The sequence below is a fragment of the Rhodococcus sp. 06-235-1A genome (genome assembly GCF_002258785.1).
In the GTDB taxonomy this organism is placed as follows: Bacteria; Actinomycetota; Actinomycetes; order Mycobacteriales; family Mycobacteriaceae; genus Rhodococcoides.
In genome coordinates, this window is sequence record NZ_NOYI01000024.1 from 95,981 (window position 1) to 114,674 (window position 18,694).

At 64.5% G+C, this 18,694-nt stretch carries 16 protein-coding genes; 1 reads left to right on the plus strand and 15 read right to left on the minus strand.

The genetic code is table 11. The features are described 5' to 3' along the window. Positions 1–121 precede the first annotated feature (121 nt). Together CH275_RS22650 and CH275_RS22655 are read right to left on the minus strand one after the other, a co-directional pair. Positions 122–547 (minus strand): PPOX class F420-dependent oxidoreductase, encoded by a 426-nt coding sequence (locus CH275_RS22650; protein ID WP_094680474.1) that lies wholly within the window; start codon positions 545–547, stop codon positions 122–124. 98 nt (positions 548–645) lie between these two features. Then, complete coding sequence (locus tag CH275_RS22655; protein ID WP_094680475.1) at positions 646–2,103, minus strand: amidohydrolase; 1,458 nt, start codon at positions 2,101–2,103, stop codon at positions 646–648. Positions 2,104–2,176: 73 nt separating this feature from the next. Between CH275_RS22655 and CH275_RS22660 the strand changes: the two genes are divergently transcribed. Continuing rightward, positions 2,177–2,611, plus strand: a complete 435-nt coding sequence (locus CH275_RS22660; protein WP_094680476.1) for an acyl-CoA thioesterase — start codon at positions 2,177–2,179, stop codon at positions 2,609–2,611. Here CH275_RS22660 and CH275_RS22665 read toward each other — a convergent pair. From CH275_RS22665 to mftE, 13 genes are all read right to left on the minus strand, one after another. Continuing rightward, entirely contained in the window at positions 2,587–4,533 is a 1,947-nt protein-coding gene (locus tag CH275_RS22665) for an acetoacetate--CoA ligase (protein ID WP_094680477.1), read from the minus strand. The genes CH275_RS22660 and CH275_RS22665 overlap by 25 nt on opposite strands. 13 nt (positions 4,534–4,546) lie before the next feature. Next, on the minus strand, positions 4,547–6,181 hold the full coding sequence (locus tag CH275_RS22670) for an AMP-binding protein (RefSeq protein WP_094680582.1): 1,635 nt from the start codon (positions 6,179–6,181) through the stop codon (positions 4,547–4,549). Positions 6,182–6,236: 55 nt separating this feature from the next. Beyond that, positions 6,237–7,010, minus strand: coding sequence for an ethanolamine ammonia-lyase subunit EutC (eutC, locus tag CH275_RS22675; RefSeq protein WP_094680478.1), 774 nt, complete (start codon positions 7,008–7,010; stop codon positions 6,237–6,239). A 122-nt stretch (positions 7,011–7,132) separates the two neighbouring features. Further along, complete coding sequence (locus CH275_RS22685) at positions 7,133–8,545, minus strand: ethanolamine ammonia-lyase subunit EutB (protein WP_094680479.1); 1,413 nt, start codon at positions 8,543–8,545, stop codon at positions 7,133–7,135. Further along, positions 8,542–9,996, minus strand: coding sequence for an ethanolamine permease (eat, locus tag CH275_RS22690; RefSeq protein ID WP_094680480.1), 1,455 nt, complete (start codon positions 9,994–9,996; stop codon positions 8,542–8,544). The genes CH275_RS22685 and eat overlap by 4 nt, the downstream gene beginning before the upstream one ends. 135 nt (positions 9,997–10,131) lie before the next feature. Continuing rightward, positions 10,132–11,115, minus strand: coding sequence for a cation diffusion facilitator family transporter (locus CH275_RS22695; RefSeq protein WP_094680481.1), 984 nt, complete (start codon positions 11,113–11,115; stop codon positions 10,132–10,134). Between the two features lie 26 nt (positions 11,116–11,141). Next, entirely contained in the window at positions 11,142–11,681 is a 540-nt protein-coding gene (locus CH275_RS22700; protein ID WP_179276294.1) for a DUF779 domain-containing protein, read from the minus strand. Beyond that, complete coding sequence (exaC, locus tag CH275_RS22705) at positions 11,681–13,204, minus strand: acetaldehyde dehydrogenase ExaC (protein WP_094680482.1); 1,524 nt, start codon at positions 13,202–13,204, stop codon at positions 11,681–11,683. Before exaC ends, CH275_RS22700 begins: the two co-directional genes overlap by 1 nt. A 122-nt stretch (positions 13,205–13,326) precedes the next feature. Continuing rightward, positions 13,327–14,622, minus strand: coding sequence for a transcriptional regulator (locus tag CH275_RS22710; protein ID WP_094680483.1), 1,296 nt, complete (start codon positions 14,620–14,622; stop codon positions 13,327–13,329). A gap of 108 nt (positions 14,623–14,730) precedes the next feature. Continuing rightward, complete coding sequence (locus CH275_RS29630; RefSeq protein WP_167326762.1) at positions 14,731–14,868, minus strand: hypothetical protein; 138 nt, start codon at positions 14,866–14,868, stop codon at positions 14,731–14,733. Positions 14,869–14,918: 50 nt separating this feature from the next. Then, positions 14,919–16,412, minus strand: a complete 1,494-nt coding sequence (gene mftG / locus CH275_RS22715; protein ID WP_094680484.1) for a mycofactocin dehydrogenase MftG — start codon at positions 16,410–16,412, stop codon at positions 14,919–14,921. 33 nt (positions 16,413–16,445) lie between these two features. Continuing rightward, a complete protein-coding gene (mftF, locus tag CH275_RS22720; RefSeq protein ID WP_094680485.1) occupies positions 16,446–17,843 on the minus strand; it encodes a mycofactocin biosynthesis glycosyltransferase MftF in 1,398 nt (465 codons plus the stop codon). 125 nt (positions 17,844–17,968) lie between these two features. Continuing rightward, positions 17,969–18,655, minus strand: a complete 687-nt coding sequence (mftE, locus tag CH275_RS22725) for a mycofactocin biosynthesis peptidyl-dipeptidase MftE (protein ID WP_094680486.1) — start codon at positions 18,653–18,655, stop codon at positions 17,969–17,971. Positions 18,656–18,694 lie beyond the last annotated feature (39 nt).

Here is an 18,694-nt window from a genome sequence, read left to right on the forward strand (position 1 = left end):
ATCCGTACGTATGTACAGGACCGTTACAAGTCGGTACCCGTTGCGGGTTCACCCGACACACTTCGACTCGATTCGGCACCCGGTCAATCTACAGGCCCGACAGCGCGGATCTCGTCCGTCGTCATCCCGTCATGTCGAAAGCGGCGATGACCCTGGTGGGCGTGATCCGAACGATCAATTCGCCCGGTACGCCGTTGCGGATGCCGAACTCCTCGGCACGCTCGCGGCCCATGTAACGACCTCCGATTGCGGTCGCGGTGCGAACCAGTTCGGTCGGGTCCTCGTCCACCGATGCAGTGCCCTGAACCTGGACGAACCCGTAAGGCGGCTCTTCCAGGTCGACGGTCAGCACGACTCGCGGATCACGCCGGATGGACTTGCCCTTGGCAGTGTCGGCACCGGTGTTGAACACGATCGCGTCGCCCTCGACGACGAACCAGATGGGTGCCACGAGCGGTCTGCCATCCGAGGCGAGATATCCGAGCTTGCCGGTACGAGTACCAGCGGACAGAAACTCGCGTACGCGCGGATCGGTGATCGACGTCATCGCAGTTACGCTACGCGGCCGTACCGACGACATCGATCACCTCGTGCGCGTTTTGCGTACCTCTGCCTACGCAAAACGCGCACGAGGGTCGAGTGCGCCTACACCGCGGCTGCGTGGGTGAGCGCGCCTGCACAGATGGTCGCCCTGATCTCCGTTTCTGCGAGATCGTGCACCGAGCGATTCTCGGGATGCTCGACGAGAACGACGATGTCCGCTGCATCCCCCACTCGGAGCTCCCCGCGGCCACCACAGGCGGCCCGCAGCGCTACACCGAGAGGGACGGCTTCCTCGGGATGCCACGGAGGTCGGTCGTCGTCGGTCCGAAACACTGCAGCCGCAACTCCCGCCAACGGTTCGGGCGGACTGACCGGGGCGTCGGAACCGAAAAGCAGCCTCGCACCGCTGCGGTGCAACGTTCCGTAGCCATAGGCCACCGAGCGCCGTCCTGCCCACAGATCCTCGGCGATGTCGCGATCCGACATCGCATGCTGCGGCTGCACCGATGCCGCGACACCCAACTCGGCGAAACGCGCGATGTCCTCGGGCAGGATCTGCTGGGCATGCTCGATTCGACCACCGCAGCCGGCGCGCTCGAACGCATCGAGCGCGACGCTGTTGGCACGATCACCGATCGCGTGAATCGCCGGCACGATGCCACCGCGCGACGCTCGTGCGACGAGCTCGAACAGACTGTCCTGGGTCTCGAGCAACAGCCCGTACGCGTCGTCCCCGTCGATACCCGGATATCGATCGTGGCAGCACGCGGTTCGGGTGTTGAGCGAACCGTCGAGCATCACCTTGAGCGGTCCGCGCCGGATCAGTTCCGACAGAGCCGAGACGTCGCCGGTGCGCTCGCCGCGCTCGAGGGCTTGGTCGAGCCATTGCGGCCACACGGTCGTGTCGACTCGCACCGCAGGAGAACCGGCCGACAGGCGTCGATCCCAGACCGTCCTGTTGTCCGCGAACTCGAAATCGACGACGCCGGTGACTCCGCGGACCGCCAGTGCCGCGGTGGCGTCGAGCACGGCCCGATCGAGCTCGGCCGGGTCGTCCTGCTCCTCGAGTGCCATGACCGCTTCGAGACCGTCGACGTCGCGCAGCACTCCGGTGGGGTGATCGATACCCAGATCGTCGAGCAACGCCGGGCTCAGCCACAACGTGTGCAGATCCATACTCGTCATCGCCACGCGTGCACCGGGCAGCGCATTCTCGAGCAGATCCTTGTGCGGCTCCTCGGGCCAGTGCGCGTCACGGAAGCCGTTGGCACGCACCACCGATTCACCTGCTGTTCGAGCGTAGGGGTAGACCAGTGCGACGGCATCGGCCGCCGACATCGCCGGCCCGACATCGATTCGCCGACGCGCCGCAGCCCACTGCGTCAGGTGCACGTGCGAGTCCACGAAACCGGGCAGCGCCACCCCGCCCCCACCGTCGAGCACCTCGTCGCCCGGTGCGCGTCGAGTGCCCGCGGGGGTGATCGACGCGATGACCGAGCCTGCGAGTTCGATGTCGGAGAGCACGCCGGAGGCATCCAGTGCGACATTGGCGATAATCACCCCTGGGACTCTAGAGCGTCGTCTTCGCAGTCGCGCATGCCATCCTCTAGCAATGAAAACAGAGCCTGTTGCGATGCAGACAGAGCCGACCGGTCCCGTCGGATATCACGCGAGGGTGACGGTGCGCTGGTCCGACATGGACGCCTTCGCGCACATCAACCATGCCCGGATGGTCACCTTGCTCGAAGAAGCGCGAATCGAGTGGCTGCTGAGCGAGGGCGAGGCCAACGAGTCTCTGATCAAGAGTGCGTTGATCGCCAACGTCACCATCGCGTACAAGAAGCCGCTTCGACACTCGGACGGTCCGCTGGACGTCACTCTGTGGTTCGAGAAGGTACGCGCTGTCGATTTCACCATCGGATACGAGGTGCGGGCCGCGGGCGCGGCACCCGATTCGCCGCCCGCCGTGGTGGCGACGACTCGGATGGCGATGGTCGACGTCGGTGCCGAGACTCTGCGCCGCATCGCGCCGGAGGAGAAGGCCTACCTGGCGCGCTGGACGCGCTGAAACTCCGTCGCCCGATCGACGAACCATGCCAGCGCGGCTGGATCGTCGACCGCACTGGCATCGAGAGTGCCTGCGGCAGCAGCACCTTGGAAGAGTCGTTTGAGCGGTATCTCGAGCTTCTTCCCGGTGCGCGTGTGGGGTATCGCGGGCGTGGCGACGATGTCGTCGGGAACGTGGCGCGGCGACGCCTGTGTCCTGATGACGGATTCGATGCGTGCGTGCAGTTCGTCGGTGAGACCATCCGGGACCACGACGAACAGCGGCATCCAATATTGCCCGTCGGGTAGCTCGATGCCCAGGACGAGCGCCTCGGTGACCTCGTCGAGTGATTCGACGGCCTGGTAGATGTCGGCGCTCCCCATCCGAATTCCGTTTCGGTTGAGGGTCGAATCGGATCGTCCGTGCACGACCACGCTGCCGCGATCGGTCAGGGTGATCCAGTCGCCGTGACGCCAGATTCCCGGGTACGTATCGAAGTAGGCAGCCCGATAACGAGATCCGTCCGCGTCGTTCCAGAAGTACAGCGGCATCGACGGCATCGGCTCGGTGACGACCAGTTCACCGACGGTGCCTCGGACTGGCTCGCCGTCCTCGTCGTAGGCGTCGAGCGCGACGCCGAGAAAGGGCACCGACAGCTCTCCGGCCCAGACCGGAGCGGTCCGCACTCCCCCGGCGAACGCCGACACCACATCGGTGCCGCCCGAGATGGAGAAGACCGGCACGTGGGCTCCGATGTTCTCCGACAACCAGATCGACGACGACGCAGGCATTGCGGACCCGGTGATGCCGACGGCCCGCAGCGCCGACAGATCGTGGTCGGCACCGGGGTGCGTGCCTGCCTTGATGCACGCGAGCACATAACCCGGACTGGTTCCGAGGTAGGTCACACCCAGCCGACCAGCGATGTCCCACAGCGCATCCGGCATCGGGAATGCCGGATTGCCATCGGCGCACACGATCGTGGCACCGGTCAGCAGGCCGGCGATCTGGAAGTTCCACATCATCCAGCTGGGGCTGGTGTACCAGAAGAACACGTCCTCGGGACCTAGATCAGACTGCAGTGCAACGGATTTGAGGTGTTCGAGCACCACACCGCCGTGACCGTGCACGATCCCCTTGGGTAGCCCCGTGGTACCCGAGGAGAACACGACCCACAGGGGATGATCGAAAGGTACTGCCGCCGGCGTCAGTTCACGACTCTCGGCGGTGGCATCGGACCAACTCCGTGCGCTTCCCGTCGGTTCGCCGATCGTCACGACGACGCGCACGGTCGGCAATGCGTCGACCAGCGCAGCGACATCACCGGACTTGTCCCTGAACTGCCCTCCGTACTGGTATCCGGAGGCAGTGATCAATGCTGTGGGTTCGAGTTGTCCCAGTCGATCACGCGCGGCCGAGGCCGAATAGTCCTGCCCACATGCGGACCACACAGCACCCAGGCTCGCGGTCGCCAGGAACGCGATCACCGCCTCCGGGATGTTCGGCAGATACCCGACGACGCGATCGCCGCGCCGGACTCCGTTGTCGGCGAGCGTCCCTGCCAAAGCCCCGGCCTGATCGATCATGTCGTCCCACGTCACGATCCGCGTCGAACCGTCTTCGCGGGCATGGACAATGGCGGCGCGATCAGGGCGAGCGTGCCCGATCACCTGGTCCACATAGTTCAGCTCGGTTCCCGGAAACCACTGCGCACCAGGCATGGTGCGACTCTCGAGGACCGTCGTCGGATCGGAGACAGCGCGAATCTCGAAGAAATCCCACACGGCACGCCAGAACGATTCGAGTTCGATCGTCGACCACCGCCACAGCGCCTCGTAGTCCGGCAGCTCGACGTCGTGACGTTGCTCCACGAATCGCGCGAACTCGGTGACTCTGGCCTCGGCGACGTCGGCATCCGTCGGTGTCCACAACGCACTGATCATGTACGCGAGTATGTCAGCCGAACGGCGATATTCGGATCAATCCGAGCGAGCGTTCGCGCATCTCCACCTTGCGCACCTTGCCGGTCACCGTCATCGGAAACTCGTCGACGACGTGCACGTATCGCGGAATCTTGTAATGCGCGAGCCGCCCGTCGCAGAAGGCGCGCACCGCAGCCGAATCGAGCGGAGCGGCACCGTCTCTCATCCTGATCCACACCATGAGCTCCTCGCCGTACTTCGGATCGGGCACACCGATCACCTGGGCGTCGAGGATGTCGGGATGGGTGTAGAGGAACTCCTCCACTTCGCGGGGATAGACGTTCTCACCGCCGCGGATCACCATGTCCTTGATCCGTCCGGTGATGGCCACGTAGCCGTTCTCGTCCATGACCCCGATGTCGCCGGTGTGCATCCACCCTTCGCCGTCGATCGCCTCCGCTGTCTTGTCGGGCTGCTCCCAGTAACCGAGCATCACCGAGTAACCACGAGTGCACAGTTCACCTGCCTGGCCACGTGGCAGCGTCTCACCGAGAACCGGGTCGACGACCTTCACCTCCAGATGAGGGCCGACACGTCCCACGGTGGACACCCGCTGTTCGATGGAGTCGTCGCTGCGAGTCTGCAGGGACACCGGCGAGGTCTCGGTCATGCCGTAGCAGATCGCTACCTCCGTCATCCCCATTCGGTCGATGACCTGCTTCATCACCTCGGTGGGACACGGCGATCCGGCCATGATGCCGGTACGCAGACTGCCGAGGTCGAAGTCGTCGAAGTTCTCCAGTGCCAGTTCGGCGATGAACATCGTCGGGACTCCGTACAGCGACGTGCACTTCTCCGCCGCGACCGCTGTCAGTGTCGCCACCGGATCGAACGAGGGACCGGGAATCACCATCGCTGCGCCGTGCGAGGTGCATGCGAGATTTCCCATCACCATGCCGAAGCAGTGGTAGAACGGCACCGGAATGCACACGCGGTCCTCGGCGGTGTAATGGCAGAGCTCGCCGACGAAGAAGCCGTTGTTGAGGATATTTCGGTGACTCAGCGTCGCGCCCTTCGGGAAACCCGTTGTTCCCGAGGTGTACTGGATGTTGATCGCATCGTCGGCACCGAGCCGCTCGGACACATCGGTGATCATCCGTGGAGTCTTGGCCAATGCTCTGTGACCGCGATCGGTCATCGCTTCCCACTGGATGCTGCCGATGAACAGGACCTCCCGCAGCGACGGCACCTCGGGGCGCACGTCGTCGATCATCACCGCGTAGTCCGACCCCTTGAACTCCGTGGCCGACAACAACACCGACACCCCGGCCTGCTTCAGCACGAACTGCAGCTCGTGCGAGCGATACGCCGGATTGATGTTGACCAGTACTGCACCGATCTTGGCCGTCGCATACTGCGCCAGAACCCATTCCGGACAGTTCGGAGCCCACATCCCGACGCGGTCCCCCACCTCGACACCGGCGACCAGCAAGCCTGCTGCCAACAGATCGACGTCGGCGACGAACTCCGAGTACGTCCACCGACGTCCGGACGCCACATCGATCAACGCATCACGATCCGAGTGGTGCGCCGCCGTGCGATCCAGATTCGCGCCGATCGTGTCGTCCAGAACTGCGGTGTCCGACGCACCGGAAGAATAACTGTCCATGAACCCCACGGTAGTGACGCCGATCACGCACGGCCACCCCCGAATAGGGGGATCATCATTCGAGGGTGAGGGCCTCGGCTGCCTCGAGCACATCGGCTCGCGACGTGTCCTTCAACGCCACACCTGACCGTCCGAGCTTCCTCGCCCCGGCCAGCAGACCCCCCACTATTCGCGCCGACTGTGCGTACCCCTGCCCTTCGGGCGGATGGATGTTCGAGATGCAATTGCGATCGGCGTCCGTACAGCCGGGCTTCGGTAGATGCGTCAGATAGATGCCGAGACTGTCCGCGACCGACAATCCTGGGCGCTCCCCGATCAGCACCAACACCGTCCGCACACCCATCGCCGCGGCGATGTGATCGCCCAGCGCCACCCGTGCCTCGGTTGCGATCACCGGTGCTGCTATCGAATAGCGATCGGCCAGTTCGGCTTTCAATGCCTCGAGCATCGGCACACCGTGGTCGGCGAGCGCACGCGGAGACAGCCCATCACTCAACACGATGCCGATCTCGTCCTCGGACAGGGTGATCGTCGACAGGTCCTTCGGTTGCCGACCGAGATCTGGCCGTCGTAGATACTCCGCACGACTGGTCGCCAACGACGTCACCACTGCAGGCGCACCGAGCCCCACCTGCTCCACCCGGCCCACGAACCCCTCGACGTCGAGTGGCATGTGTACGGCATCCCGCGCAGCAGCGTGCGCCGAACGAAACTCCAGCACCCGGGTGGTCGGCAGCGAATCACCGATGCGTCCCAACCCGATCCGGGCCTGCGTCATCGCTCGCATCTCGCCCCAGAACTGTGTTTCCGGTCGTTCCGCGGGCTCCACTCCTGCACTCCCTGGTCGTTCCGCGGGCTCCACTCCTGCACTCCCTGGTCGTTCCGCGGGCTCCACTCCTGCACTCCCTGGTCGTTCCGCGGGCTCCACTCCTGCCACCTCCGATTCACCGGTCATCGCGCACTCATCAACGCTCGCAACGGTGATCCCGCGGCATCGACGTCGAGGACCCGGCCGTCGGCGTCCACCATGCCCAGTCGGGAGAGCCACGACTCGAATTCCGGTGCGGCTCGCAGACCGAGAACCTGCCGAACGTAGAGCACGTCGTGAAAGCTCAGCGACTGGTATCCGAGCATGACGTCGTCGGCTCCCGGTACCGCGATGACGAACGCGACTCCGGCCGCGCCGAGCAACGTCAGCAACGTGTCCATGTCGTCCTGATCGGCCTCGGCGTGGTTGGTGTAGCAGACGTCGACGCCCATCGGCAGTCCCAGCAGCTTGCCGCAGAAGTGATCTTCGAGCCCTGCCCTGATGATCTGCTTGCCGTCGTACAGGTACTCCGGCCCGATGAATCCGACAACGGTGTTGATCAGTAATGGCTCGAGATCGCGGGCCACCGCGTACGCGCGCGTTTCCAAAGTCTGTTGATCTACCGGTCGATCGCCGGTGCCGATGTGGGCGCCCGCAGACAACGCCGAGCCCTGGCCGGTTTCGAGGTACATGACGTTGTTCCCGACGGTTCCGCGGTGCAACGATCGGCCGGCCTCGTTGGCCTGCCGAAGAAGCGGAATGTTCACGCCGAAGCTCGAATTGGCTCCTTCGGTGCCTGCGATGGACTGGAACACCAGGTCGACGGGAACTCCCTTGTCGATCAGTTCCATCGTCGTCGTCACGTGCGAGAGCACGCACGATTGCGTGGGAATCTCGAAGCGCTGTCGAATCTCGTCGAGCAGATGCAGCAGGTCGGCTGTGGCCTGAGGCGAGTCGGTTGCAGGATTGATCCCGATGACCGCATCGCCCGATCCGAGGAGCAATCCGTCGAGCGTGGCTGCCGCGATTCCACGCGGATCGTCCGTCGGGTGATTGGGTTGCAAACGCGTGGTGAGGGTTCCGGGTAGCCCGATCGTCGTCCGGAACGCCGACGTCACCTGCACCGCCCGAGACACTGCGATCAGATCCTGATTTCGCATGATCTTGCTGACGGCAGCGACCATCTCGGGCGTCAATCCTGCCGCGACCGATCGCAGTGTCGCGGCGGCGTCGGGCCCTGCGGTCACCTGCAGCAGCCAATCCCGTAGACCTCCTACGGTCAGGTGCGAGACGGCCCCGAATGCGATGCGGTCGTGGGAATCGATGATGAGCCGAGTGACCTCGTCGCTCTCGTACGGAACGAGCAGATCGTGCAGGAAGACATCGAGCGAAACCTCCGACAATGCCCACTGCGCCGCAGCCCGTTCGGCATCGGATTCGGCTGCGCAACCGGCCAACTCGTCACCCGACCGCAGCGGGGTCGCCTTGGCCATCAGGTCCACCAGACCGTCGAACGTGTAGGTGGTACCCGAGACCTGCTGGGTGTAGATCGTCATTCCAGTTCGGCCTCGGCCTGAGCCAGTGCGGCGAACTCCTCGTCCGGCGAATTCGCGACGAGGTGATGCCTGCTGTAGATGCCGAAGTAGGCCATGAACGCCACGAACACGGCCAGGCACCACAGTGCCGCAGTGGAATCGACGACGAAGGTGGCGACAACGGCGAGTGCCGCGATGATCAACGCGAATCCGGTGGTCACGACACCCCCGGGGGTTCGGTACGGCCGTTCCATGTTCGGCTCGTTGCGGCGAAGCACGATGTGGCTGACCATCATCAGAACGTAACTCAGTGCCGCGCCGAAGACGGCCATGTTGAGCAACATTCCGCCCTGACCGGTCAGGGAGAGCAGGAAGCCGATGATTCCGGGCACGATCAGAGCGAGCGTCGGGGCCTTGCGAGAGTTGGTGATGGACAGTGTCTTCGGCAGGTATCCCGCGCGAGAGAGCGCAAAGAGCTGGCGCGAGTACGCGTACATGATCGAGAAGAAGGACGCGACCAATCCGGCCAGGCCGATGTAGTTGACGATCTTGCTCGCCGTTCCGTCACCGAGGGCTTCCACCAACGGGTTTCCCGACTCCTTGACGCCGTCGGCCCCGCCTGCTCCGGTCACCAGGAACAGGACGACGGCACCGGTGACGAGCAGAACACCCATGGCGGCGATGATGCCGCGCGGGACGTTCTTGGTCGGATCCTTTGCCTCCTCCGCGGCCAACGGCACGCCCTCGATGGCGAGGAAGAACCAGATGGCGAACGGGACCGCGGCCCAGATTCCGAGGTAGCCGAACGGCAGGAACCCCGAGGCTCCGGCAGCGTCGGTGGGTGCGATGTCGGTCAGGTTGCTCGCATCGAACTGGCCGATGGCTGCGATGGCGAACACGACGAGACCGACCAAGGCGATGCCGGTGATGACGAACATGATCTTGAGGGCTTCACCCGCGCCGGAGAGGTGGATTCCGATGAACACCGCGTAGACCACCAGGTATACCCACCACCCGTCGGTGATCCCGAACAGTCCGAGCGATTCGACGTACGCACCGATGAACGTCGCGATCGCTGCCGGAGCGATGGCGTACTCGATGAGAATTGCTGTACCGGTGGCGAATCCGCCCCACGGTCCCATGGCCCTGCGGGCGAAGGTGTAGCCGCCGCCTGCCGCGGGCAGCGCCGAGGACATCTCGGCCATGCCGAGGACCATGGCGAGGTACATACCCGCGATGATGATCGCTGCGATCAGGAGGCCACCGAATCCGCCCTCGGCAAGACCGAGGTTCCACCCCGAGTAGTCGCCGGAGATGACGTAGCTGACTCCGAGGCCGGCCAGCAGTACCCAGCCCGCTGTACCCTTCTTCAGGGTGCGTTTGGCCAGGTAGTCACCGCCCTCGACGTGCGACTGTGTGCTCTCGTGCGAGCCAGTTTTCGGATGAGACGACTGGGGGTCTACTACGGACATTGCAAGCCTCTCGTAGCTGTTGCGCTCGGAGCGGGTTCACGCCCGAGGGGACGATTCACAACACGTGTGGCGCGCGAATCGGTTCACGATAGGCCCGTCGTGTAAGCGTCGCGTCATCGATGAATGACGGGCGAATTACGACTGGTGCCCCACGGCGTTGATGTCACCGATGTCGCCCTCGTCCGGTTCGGCGACTGTCAGTACCGCGTCCACCACAGCTCTGTTGGTTTCCAACTCACGCTCCAGCCGGCGGAGCGTATGTGCGATGCGTGATTCTGCGAAATCACCGACGAGATCGACACTCGCCACCACGTAGATCTGTTTGGGACCGACGAACTCGATGCGCACGAATCGGACCGATGCCACCTCGGGCAGTTGCTCGATTCGCTGCACCACCGCGTTCCATAATGCTCTCGATCCCGGTTCACCGGTGAGGAATCGACGGTTTCGATCGATCAGTACGAACGCCACGATTCCGAGCAATACTCCCACCAGAATGGACCCGATGGCGTCGAAGGCGGCGTTACCGGTCAGTTGGTGCAAGCCGATTCCGGCACCGGCGATCACGATGCCGATCAGAGCCGCACTGTCCTCCGCGAACACCGCCCGCAGCGTCGGATCCGAGGTCTCGAGTGCGTAATCGAGGAAGTCCTTGTCGTATTCGGCCGCTTCACCGCGAATCTGCCGAACCGACTGCAGGAACGAGACTCCCTCGAGCAGAAATGCGATGGCGAGCACCACGTACGCGACGAGGTAGTTCTCGCTGCTCGATTCACCGGCGAGCAACGAGGTGATGCCGTGCCACACCGATACCGCAGCACCGGCGACGAAGAGCCCGATGGCTGCGAGTGTCGACCAGAAGTAGGTCTCGCGTCCGTAGCCGAGCGGCCGACGATCGTCCGGTCCACGTGAGCCCCGACGATTGGCGACGAGCAGAAAGATCTCGTTACCGGTGTCGGCCCACGAATGCGCGGCTTCGGCGACCATCGACGCCGATCCGGTGAACACCGCTGCGAACGTCTTGGCTATCGCGACGCCGAGATTGGCGACGAACGCAATGACCACGGTGCGCAGGCTCTCGCCGCCCTCGGCCGCGTCGGACTTCGATGAGCTCTTCATCGTTCGCACTGTATGCGCTGCCGCACTCAGCCCTGAAGCATCCCCGGGACGGGACAGGCGTCGACGGCCTCGGCAACCACCAGTGGATCGTCGGGAACCTCGGGTCGTCTGCCTTCCTCCCAGTCGACGCCGACGAGCGGTGGATGCGCGGCGAGAAGCTCGTTCTCCTCCGGGGTGTACGCGCGCCCTCGGCTGAGGAAACGGACCCCCTCGGGTGATTCGAGCGAAAACCCGCCGCCGCGGCCGGGAACCACGTCGAGCACGAGTTGCGTGTGCTTCCAGGCCTGGAACTGAGAACCCGAAATCCACACCGGCACACCGTCGATACCCGCGGGGAGGTCCTGCGGAACCTCGCCCACCCCGAGTCGGAGGTCGATGTACCCCAGAAGGACGTCACGGTCTCCTACGATGAATTCTCCTGCGGGATAACACATCGGCGACGACCCGTCACAGCATCCCCCGGACTGATGCATCATCAGTTCCCCGTGGATACCGCCGAGGCGACGGAGCAGGTCCATCGCCTCGACGGTGGTCTTCAGCCGCGCAGGCGGCCGAGCATTCTCCATCAGAAGAAGCCCTGTGCCTTCTGGGCGTAGCTCACCAACAGGTTCTTGGTCTGCTGGTAGTGGTCGAGCATCATCTTGTGGTTCTCGCGACCGATACCGGACTGCTTGTAGCCACCGAACGCAGCGTGCGCCGGGTACTGGTGGTACGTGTTGGTCCACACGCGACCGGCCTTGATGTCGCGTCCGGCGCGGTAGGCAACTCCGCCGTCGCGCGACCAGACGCCGGCGCCAAGTCCGTAGAGGGTGTCGTTGGCGATGTCGATCGCATCGTCGTAGTCCTTGAACGATGTCACCGACACGACCGGTCCGAAGATCTCTTCCTGGAAGATGCGCATGTTGTTCTTGCCGGTGAAGATCGTCGGCTGTACGTAGTAGCCGCCGTTGAGGTCGCCGCCGAGCTGTGCGCGCTCGCCGCCGGTGACGACCTGTGCGCCTTCGCCCTTGCCGATCTCGATGTACGACAGGATCTTCTCGAGCTGATCGTTCGATGCCTGAGCGCCGATCATCGTCTCGGTGTCGAGCGGATCGCCCTGTCGCACAGCCTTGGTGCGGATGGCAGCAAGGGCGAGGAACTCGTCGAAGATGTCCGCCTGGATCAGCGAGCGCGACGGGCAGGTGCACACTTCACCCTGGTTGAGGGCGAACATCGTGAAGCCCTCGAGCGCTTTGTCCTGGTAGTCGTCGTTGGCCTGGAGCACGTCGGAGAAGAAGACGTTGGGGCTCTTGCCACCGAGTTCCAGCGTCACCGGAATGAGGTTCTGCGAGGCGTACTGCATGATCAGTCGGCCGGTGGTGGTCTCACCGGTGAAGGCGATCTTCGCGATGCGGGGGCTCGACGCGAGCGGCTTGCCTGCCTCGACTCCGAACCCGTTGACGATGTTGACGACGCCGGGAGGGAGAAGGTCCCCGATGATCGAGATCAGATGCAGGATCGACGCGGGGGTCTGCTCGGCGGGCTTGAGCACCACGGCATTACCGGCGGCGAGGGCGGGGGCGAGCTTCCACACGGCCATGAGGATCGGGAAGTTCCACGGGATGATCTGCCCAACCACTCCGAGCGGCTCGTGGAAGTGGTACGCCACTGTGTCGCTGTCGATCTCGGACAGCGATCCTTCCTGTGCACGGATGCAGCCGGCGAAGTAGCGGAAGTGGTCGACCGCCAACGGAATGTCGGCGTTGAGAGTCTCGCGAATCGGCTTGCCGTTGTCCCAGGACTCCGCGAGCGCAATGGACTCGAGGTTCTCGGCGATGCGGTCGGCGATCTTGTTGAGGATCACCGCGCGCTCGGCAGCGGACGTCTTGCCCCACGCGGGAGCTGCGGCGTGTGCTGCGTCGAGCGCGAGCTCGATGTCCTCGGACGTGGAGCGGGCGACCTCGCAGAAGTTCTCACCGGTGACGGGAGTCGGGTTCTCGAAGTACTGGCCCTTGACCGGCGGTACCCACTCGCCGCCGATCCAGTTGTCGTAGCGCGACTGGAACGACATGACGGAATCTGCGGTACCTGGACGGGCGTAGACGGACATTGAAAATCCTCCTGATCGACACGTGCTTCACAGTTGATGCGGTGTGTGATTCAGGACACTAGGCCGCGCAACGTTGCAAGTACGTTGCCGGTATTTCGGGCCGGCGGGGCGCGAGGGATGCGTCAGATTCCGAGTTCGCGATCGAGTAGATCGATGCGCGCGCTGACCTGACCGTAAAGCGCGGAATCCCTGCTCAGAGTGGCCCGGTAGGCCTCCCACGCGATGACGTCCGCGCGACCGTGGATGGACGAGGTCCACTGCGCCAGCAGCACCGGATCTCCGAGCCGGAGCAGCGCGGCCTGCATACGAGACCGCAGTTCCTCCCGGATGCTCTCGATGCCGGGCGCGGACGACCCCGGGAGCACCGGGCCGGAGTAGATCCGTAGAGCAGCGTCGACGTCGCCGCGGTCCAAGGCGCGTCGAATATCGCCGACGTCGGAGGTCAACTCGCCGACCAGACGGTAGGGCCGCGAAGCCAGGCCCGCGGTGCCGAAGGTCTTGCGCAGTCTGGACATCTCGGCGCGGATGGTGACCGAGTCGAGTTCCTGCTCGTCCAGGAGCACCGCGAGGTGGTCCGAGCTGAGCCCTTCCGGATGCTCACCCAACAGCAGCAGGATCTCGGCGTGTCGCTGAGAAAGCGGCACCCGGCCGGATGCGCGAACCACTCCCGGTCGGCCGGATCCGAGAACTTCGAGACGGGGAGCCGTGTCGCCCAACGATTTCGGTGAGTTCATCAGGTGCAGGCGCAGCTCGGACTCGGCCGCGGCGACGGTCGCACGCACGAGCGAGAGCACCTCGGGCACCGCAACTCGCGGCCCGCCGGTGATGTCGATGGCTCCCAGGATGTGTCCGCTGGTGGGGTGGTGCACCGGGGCCGCGGAACAACTCCACTCGTGCACCGACCGCGAGAAGTGTTCGGAGGCGAAGATCTGCACACTGTGATCGACCGCCAATGCGGTACCCGGAGCATTGGTGCCCTTGCTCTCCTCGCTCCAGTCGACCCCTTCGGCGAACTCCATCGCGAGCGCGCGGTCCTTCGCCGCAGAATCACCCTCGACCCACAGCAGGCGTCCCTCCGCGTCGGAAATGGCGACGAGCAGTCCGGTATCGGACGCGTCCTCGACCAGTAGCTTGCGAATGACCGGGCGGATGATGGCCATCGGATGACCGTTGCGGTAGCGCTCGAGATCAGGCCCGGTCAGGGTCGGAGTCTCGTTACCGCCATCGGGATCGACGCCCTTGGTGCGACTGCGCATCCACGAATCGAGTACGACGGACCTCACCGTCGAACCATGAGTGCGGATATCGTCGACGAAAGATTGATGGGCACTGGACATCTGGCGTGCGAGCACAGCGACGTCCTCGCCGGGGCGCACTGCGACCCAGGGGTTGCCGCCACTGTCCGATCGGCTTGCCATTCGACGCTTCCTCCGTGACCTGTCCACATCGCTGTAACCCAGCTCACAACCAAGGATACAGCCGGGGCCGACGGAACGGCGGTGGCCGGTCCCGCCGACCGTGAGCGCCTACTTCTTCTTCACTGCCGACGTGATGATGTCGTTGCTGGTGTCGCCGCTCGACTTGGCCCGCTTGTCGGCACGCTTGTCCTTGAGTGATTTGCCGGATTTCTTGGTCATCGTGTTGCGGGGCGATTTGTCCGACATAGCAGTAACCCATCTATTGGGGAACCTGAACGGTCCCCAGACCACGAACGCTACGCCTCCGCGCGCCGATCGTGGTCTGCAATCAAATCGGCGACGCGTTCTGCGAACATGATCGCCGTCGCATGCGGTCCGCGGCTGGGCACTACCGGGAACGCCGAGGTATCGACGACGAACAGTCCGTCGACGCCGCGCACCCGGCAGTGATCGTCGAGCACCGATGTCGAATCGGATTCCGGGCCCATCCTGGCGCTGCCGGACAGGTGCAGTGATGTTCCGAGCGCCGCGAGTGGATCGTCGATCGATGGCACCTCGACCTTCGACGACATGCTCGGCGACGCCAGCAGATCGCGCGCGAGTGCGACACCGTCTCGCATCGCGCGCCGGTCGACGTCCGATTCCAGATAGTGATATACGACGTCCGGAGCTTCGAACGGGTCGGTGTTGCGCAGCCCAATGCTCCCGCGGCTCGTCGAGCGCATGAGTCCGACGCCCACCACATGCGGCCCGTGCGCGAGACCGGCGATCAAGCGGTCGAATCTCCTGGTGTACGGCCTGATCTCCACATCTCCGGAATGCAGAACCGCTTCCAGCGCAGGTGATGCCGTCGGAGTCTCGTTCATCGGGGTGATCGGAACGGCGACCTCGGGATGGTCGCTGAAGCCTCGACCGACACCCGGACTGTCGACCTCGACCGAAATACCGAGCGCAACAAGATCATCGGCAGGTCCGATACCGGATCGAAGCAGCAGCGCAGGTGTGTGCACCGCTCCTGCCGACAGAATCACGGTGTCGGACCGCACCACGTTGCGGACGCCGTCGACGATCGACTCGACGCCGATGACTTTGCTGCCGTGGAACATCAACGACGTGACCGTCGAATCTCCTTGCACCCGTAGGTTCTGCCGATTCAGAATCGGCAGAAGGTATGCAAGAGCTGCACTTACGCGGATTCCGTTGTGGATGTTCAGCGGCACGGCTCCGACTCCCCCAGCGGACGCGTCGGGAGAGTTCAGGTCGTCCTGCATCGGAAAGCCCGCATTCACTGCGGCTTTCATGAATTCTGTCGTCAGGAGATGACGAGCGCGCTCGGGAGTTCGCGCGACTGGCATCGGACCGTACGACCCGTGCCACCTCCTCGCCACGCCGCTGTCGAGATCGGTTTCGGATCCGATGTAGAACGGAAGTACCTGATCGAAAGACCACACCGACTGCGGCCAGGCATCGAAGTCGCTGGGGGTGGCACGGACGAAGTAGCCGCCGTTCACTGCGCCGGAGCCACCCAGGACTCGGCCCCGGGCGATCGTTCGACCGACACCCGAGGTGAGTTCGGCCGAGTACGTGCCTGTCCACTCGCTGCCGGGGCCGATCGGAAGCATCGACGCATCGCGCAGTGCAGCCGGGACATCGGTGACGCTGGAGAAGGAAGGTCCGGCCTCGAGCAACAACACCGATCGGTCGGGATTCTCGCTCAGCCGCGAGGCCATGACACAACCACACGAGCCGCCGCCCACGACGACGACGTCCGCGTACTCGATCCGGTTCACACCGTCAGCGCAGCGGTACGGGCTCGCACCGCGTCAGCCGTCCAGGCGGGGCTTGAGCGCGTCGATACTTCGGGCGGACATGGCTCCGCTCCACAACCCCGCGCCGTAAGCGATGTCGTCGGCTCGCTTGAAGAAGGCGTAGCGCACCGGATCGAGTCCACCGAGTTCACGATGCTTGTACCAATCCGAGAACGCCTCTGCCACAGCCAGTCCCAGCGCGATCTTACGAATTCGGCTGGACAACAGCACGGCAAGTAGGGTGATCGGCCAATAGTGTCGGCACAACGCCGACGCCAGTTGCCACAACCCCGCCACGAAACCCTCCGCGGCGAGAATGGCCGCGATTCGAGTGGGCTGATCCAAACCGACGAACATCTTGCGCAGCCGAACTATCGTCACGCCGAGGGTTGCGACCGCACCGATGAGTCCGATCCGCGTCAGGCTCGCGGCGAGCAGGCAGGCAACGAGCGTCCATGGAGACATGGCGATCGGCGGCACCATTCCCGGGTGGCGCGCGGACAACGGTGTTGCACCGGTCCCGTAGAACAGTTTGCGTGCGAACCATTCGACGAAGGTGACGCGGTGCTCGTGTGCGACGTGTGCGACGGGCTCGTAGCGCAGACGCCAACCGGCCTCCTGCAGCCGCCAGCACAGATCCACGTCTTCGGCCACGTGCATCGACTCGTCGAACCCCTCGCAGTCCATCGCCACCGACCGGCGGAGCAACATGGCGGCGCTGGGTACATAGGAGACCGAGCTGCCCGCGCGCACTGCTGCTTCTCTGCGACCGAGATCGAGTGACGAACGTGCGTGTTCGTACCGGGCCAAGGCGCTGCCCTCGGGCTCGAGCGCAACGATTCGGGGTGCCACCAGGGCAACGGCCGGATCCGAGAAGTGACCGAGCATCACCTCCAGCCATCCCTTGCGCGGAACGACATCGGAGTCCAGGAAGGCAACAAAGTCTGTTGTGGCACAACGCAAGCCCGTATTGCGTGCCGCAGCCGGTCCGCGTGAGCGCTCGTGCCGGAGCACCGTCACACTTCCCACACTGCAGTGAATTCGCGGAACTGCGACGGGGATGTCGGACCCGTCGTCGACAATGATGACGTGTAGACCGTGCAGCGCCGCGATCAGTCGCTCCAGACCAACCTCGTTGTTCTTGAGCGGCACGACGACGGTGACGTCGGACGGTGACGGTATCGACATCGGGCGGGGGTTGCCGACGCCCGAGTCGAGCAATTTGCGTGCCACGAGTGCGGACTGCGAGTCGGTCACCTGGATGAAACCGTCGCCGATCATCGCGGCAGCCGTCGGCGCAAGCTTGAGCATCCGGGTCGGTGAACCACCGATCAGGACGCGCCCTTCGGAGAATGTGCGTACGCGTGGATCGACCCGCACCCCGAAGCCGTCAGGCAACCGACCTTCACCCATCAGGAGATCGTAAGCGGACAGGACGCCGAAGTGTCGGCCACCCGTGAAATCGGACGGAACATACCTGTTCCCCGTTTTTACGGGATCATCGGATAGCCCCTCACCAGGCGTTCCGCCGAGGTCGGTCACGCGATCACCCCATGTTCGGAGGGACTCCATCTCTGCACTGCGTCGCCCGCGCGGGTCCGGAGTTGCTCGAACATCCGGCGCCCCTCCTCGGGATCGGCTCCGGTGGGATCGCCGAGCACCCCGTTCGGAGTGATCGGGGCCATGCCGTCGACGCGGAGCGCGGGCAGCAGGGCCGCGATGTCGGTCACGTTCCCCACCTCCGACTTGCTCATATCCACCACCTCGGGCGAAAGGTGCAGTAGCAACGACGTTTCGGTCCGACCGGCGTGAGCATCTGCTCCGGGCACCGCACACGGGAACCAGACGACGTCGCGGCCCTCGTAGCGCAGCAACAGCACTGCCGAACGCACGGTTGGCCCGTTGCCTCCGTGCCCGTTGACGAACACCACCCGCTCGGCCCAACGGCACGCGGAGCGTCCGTACTCCACCAGAACCGCTTCGAGCGCCGCGGCTCCTATCGAGACGGTGCCAGGAAAGCCCTCGTGCTCGCCACTCGCGCCGTACGCGATCGCGGGAGCAACGAGCGCGTCCGTGATGGTGTGCGCCACAGCGGTTGCGATGCGAGTGTCGGTATCGAGCGGGAGGTGCGGACCGTGCTGCTCGATCGAGCCGACCGGCACCACGAGGGTCCGCGACCCGTCGACGTCCGGCCAGTACTGCGTACCGAGGGGGTCCGTGACCATGGGTGCAGATGCTATCGGATGGAACAGAGTTGTCACGCC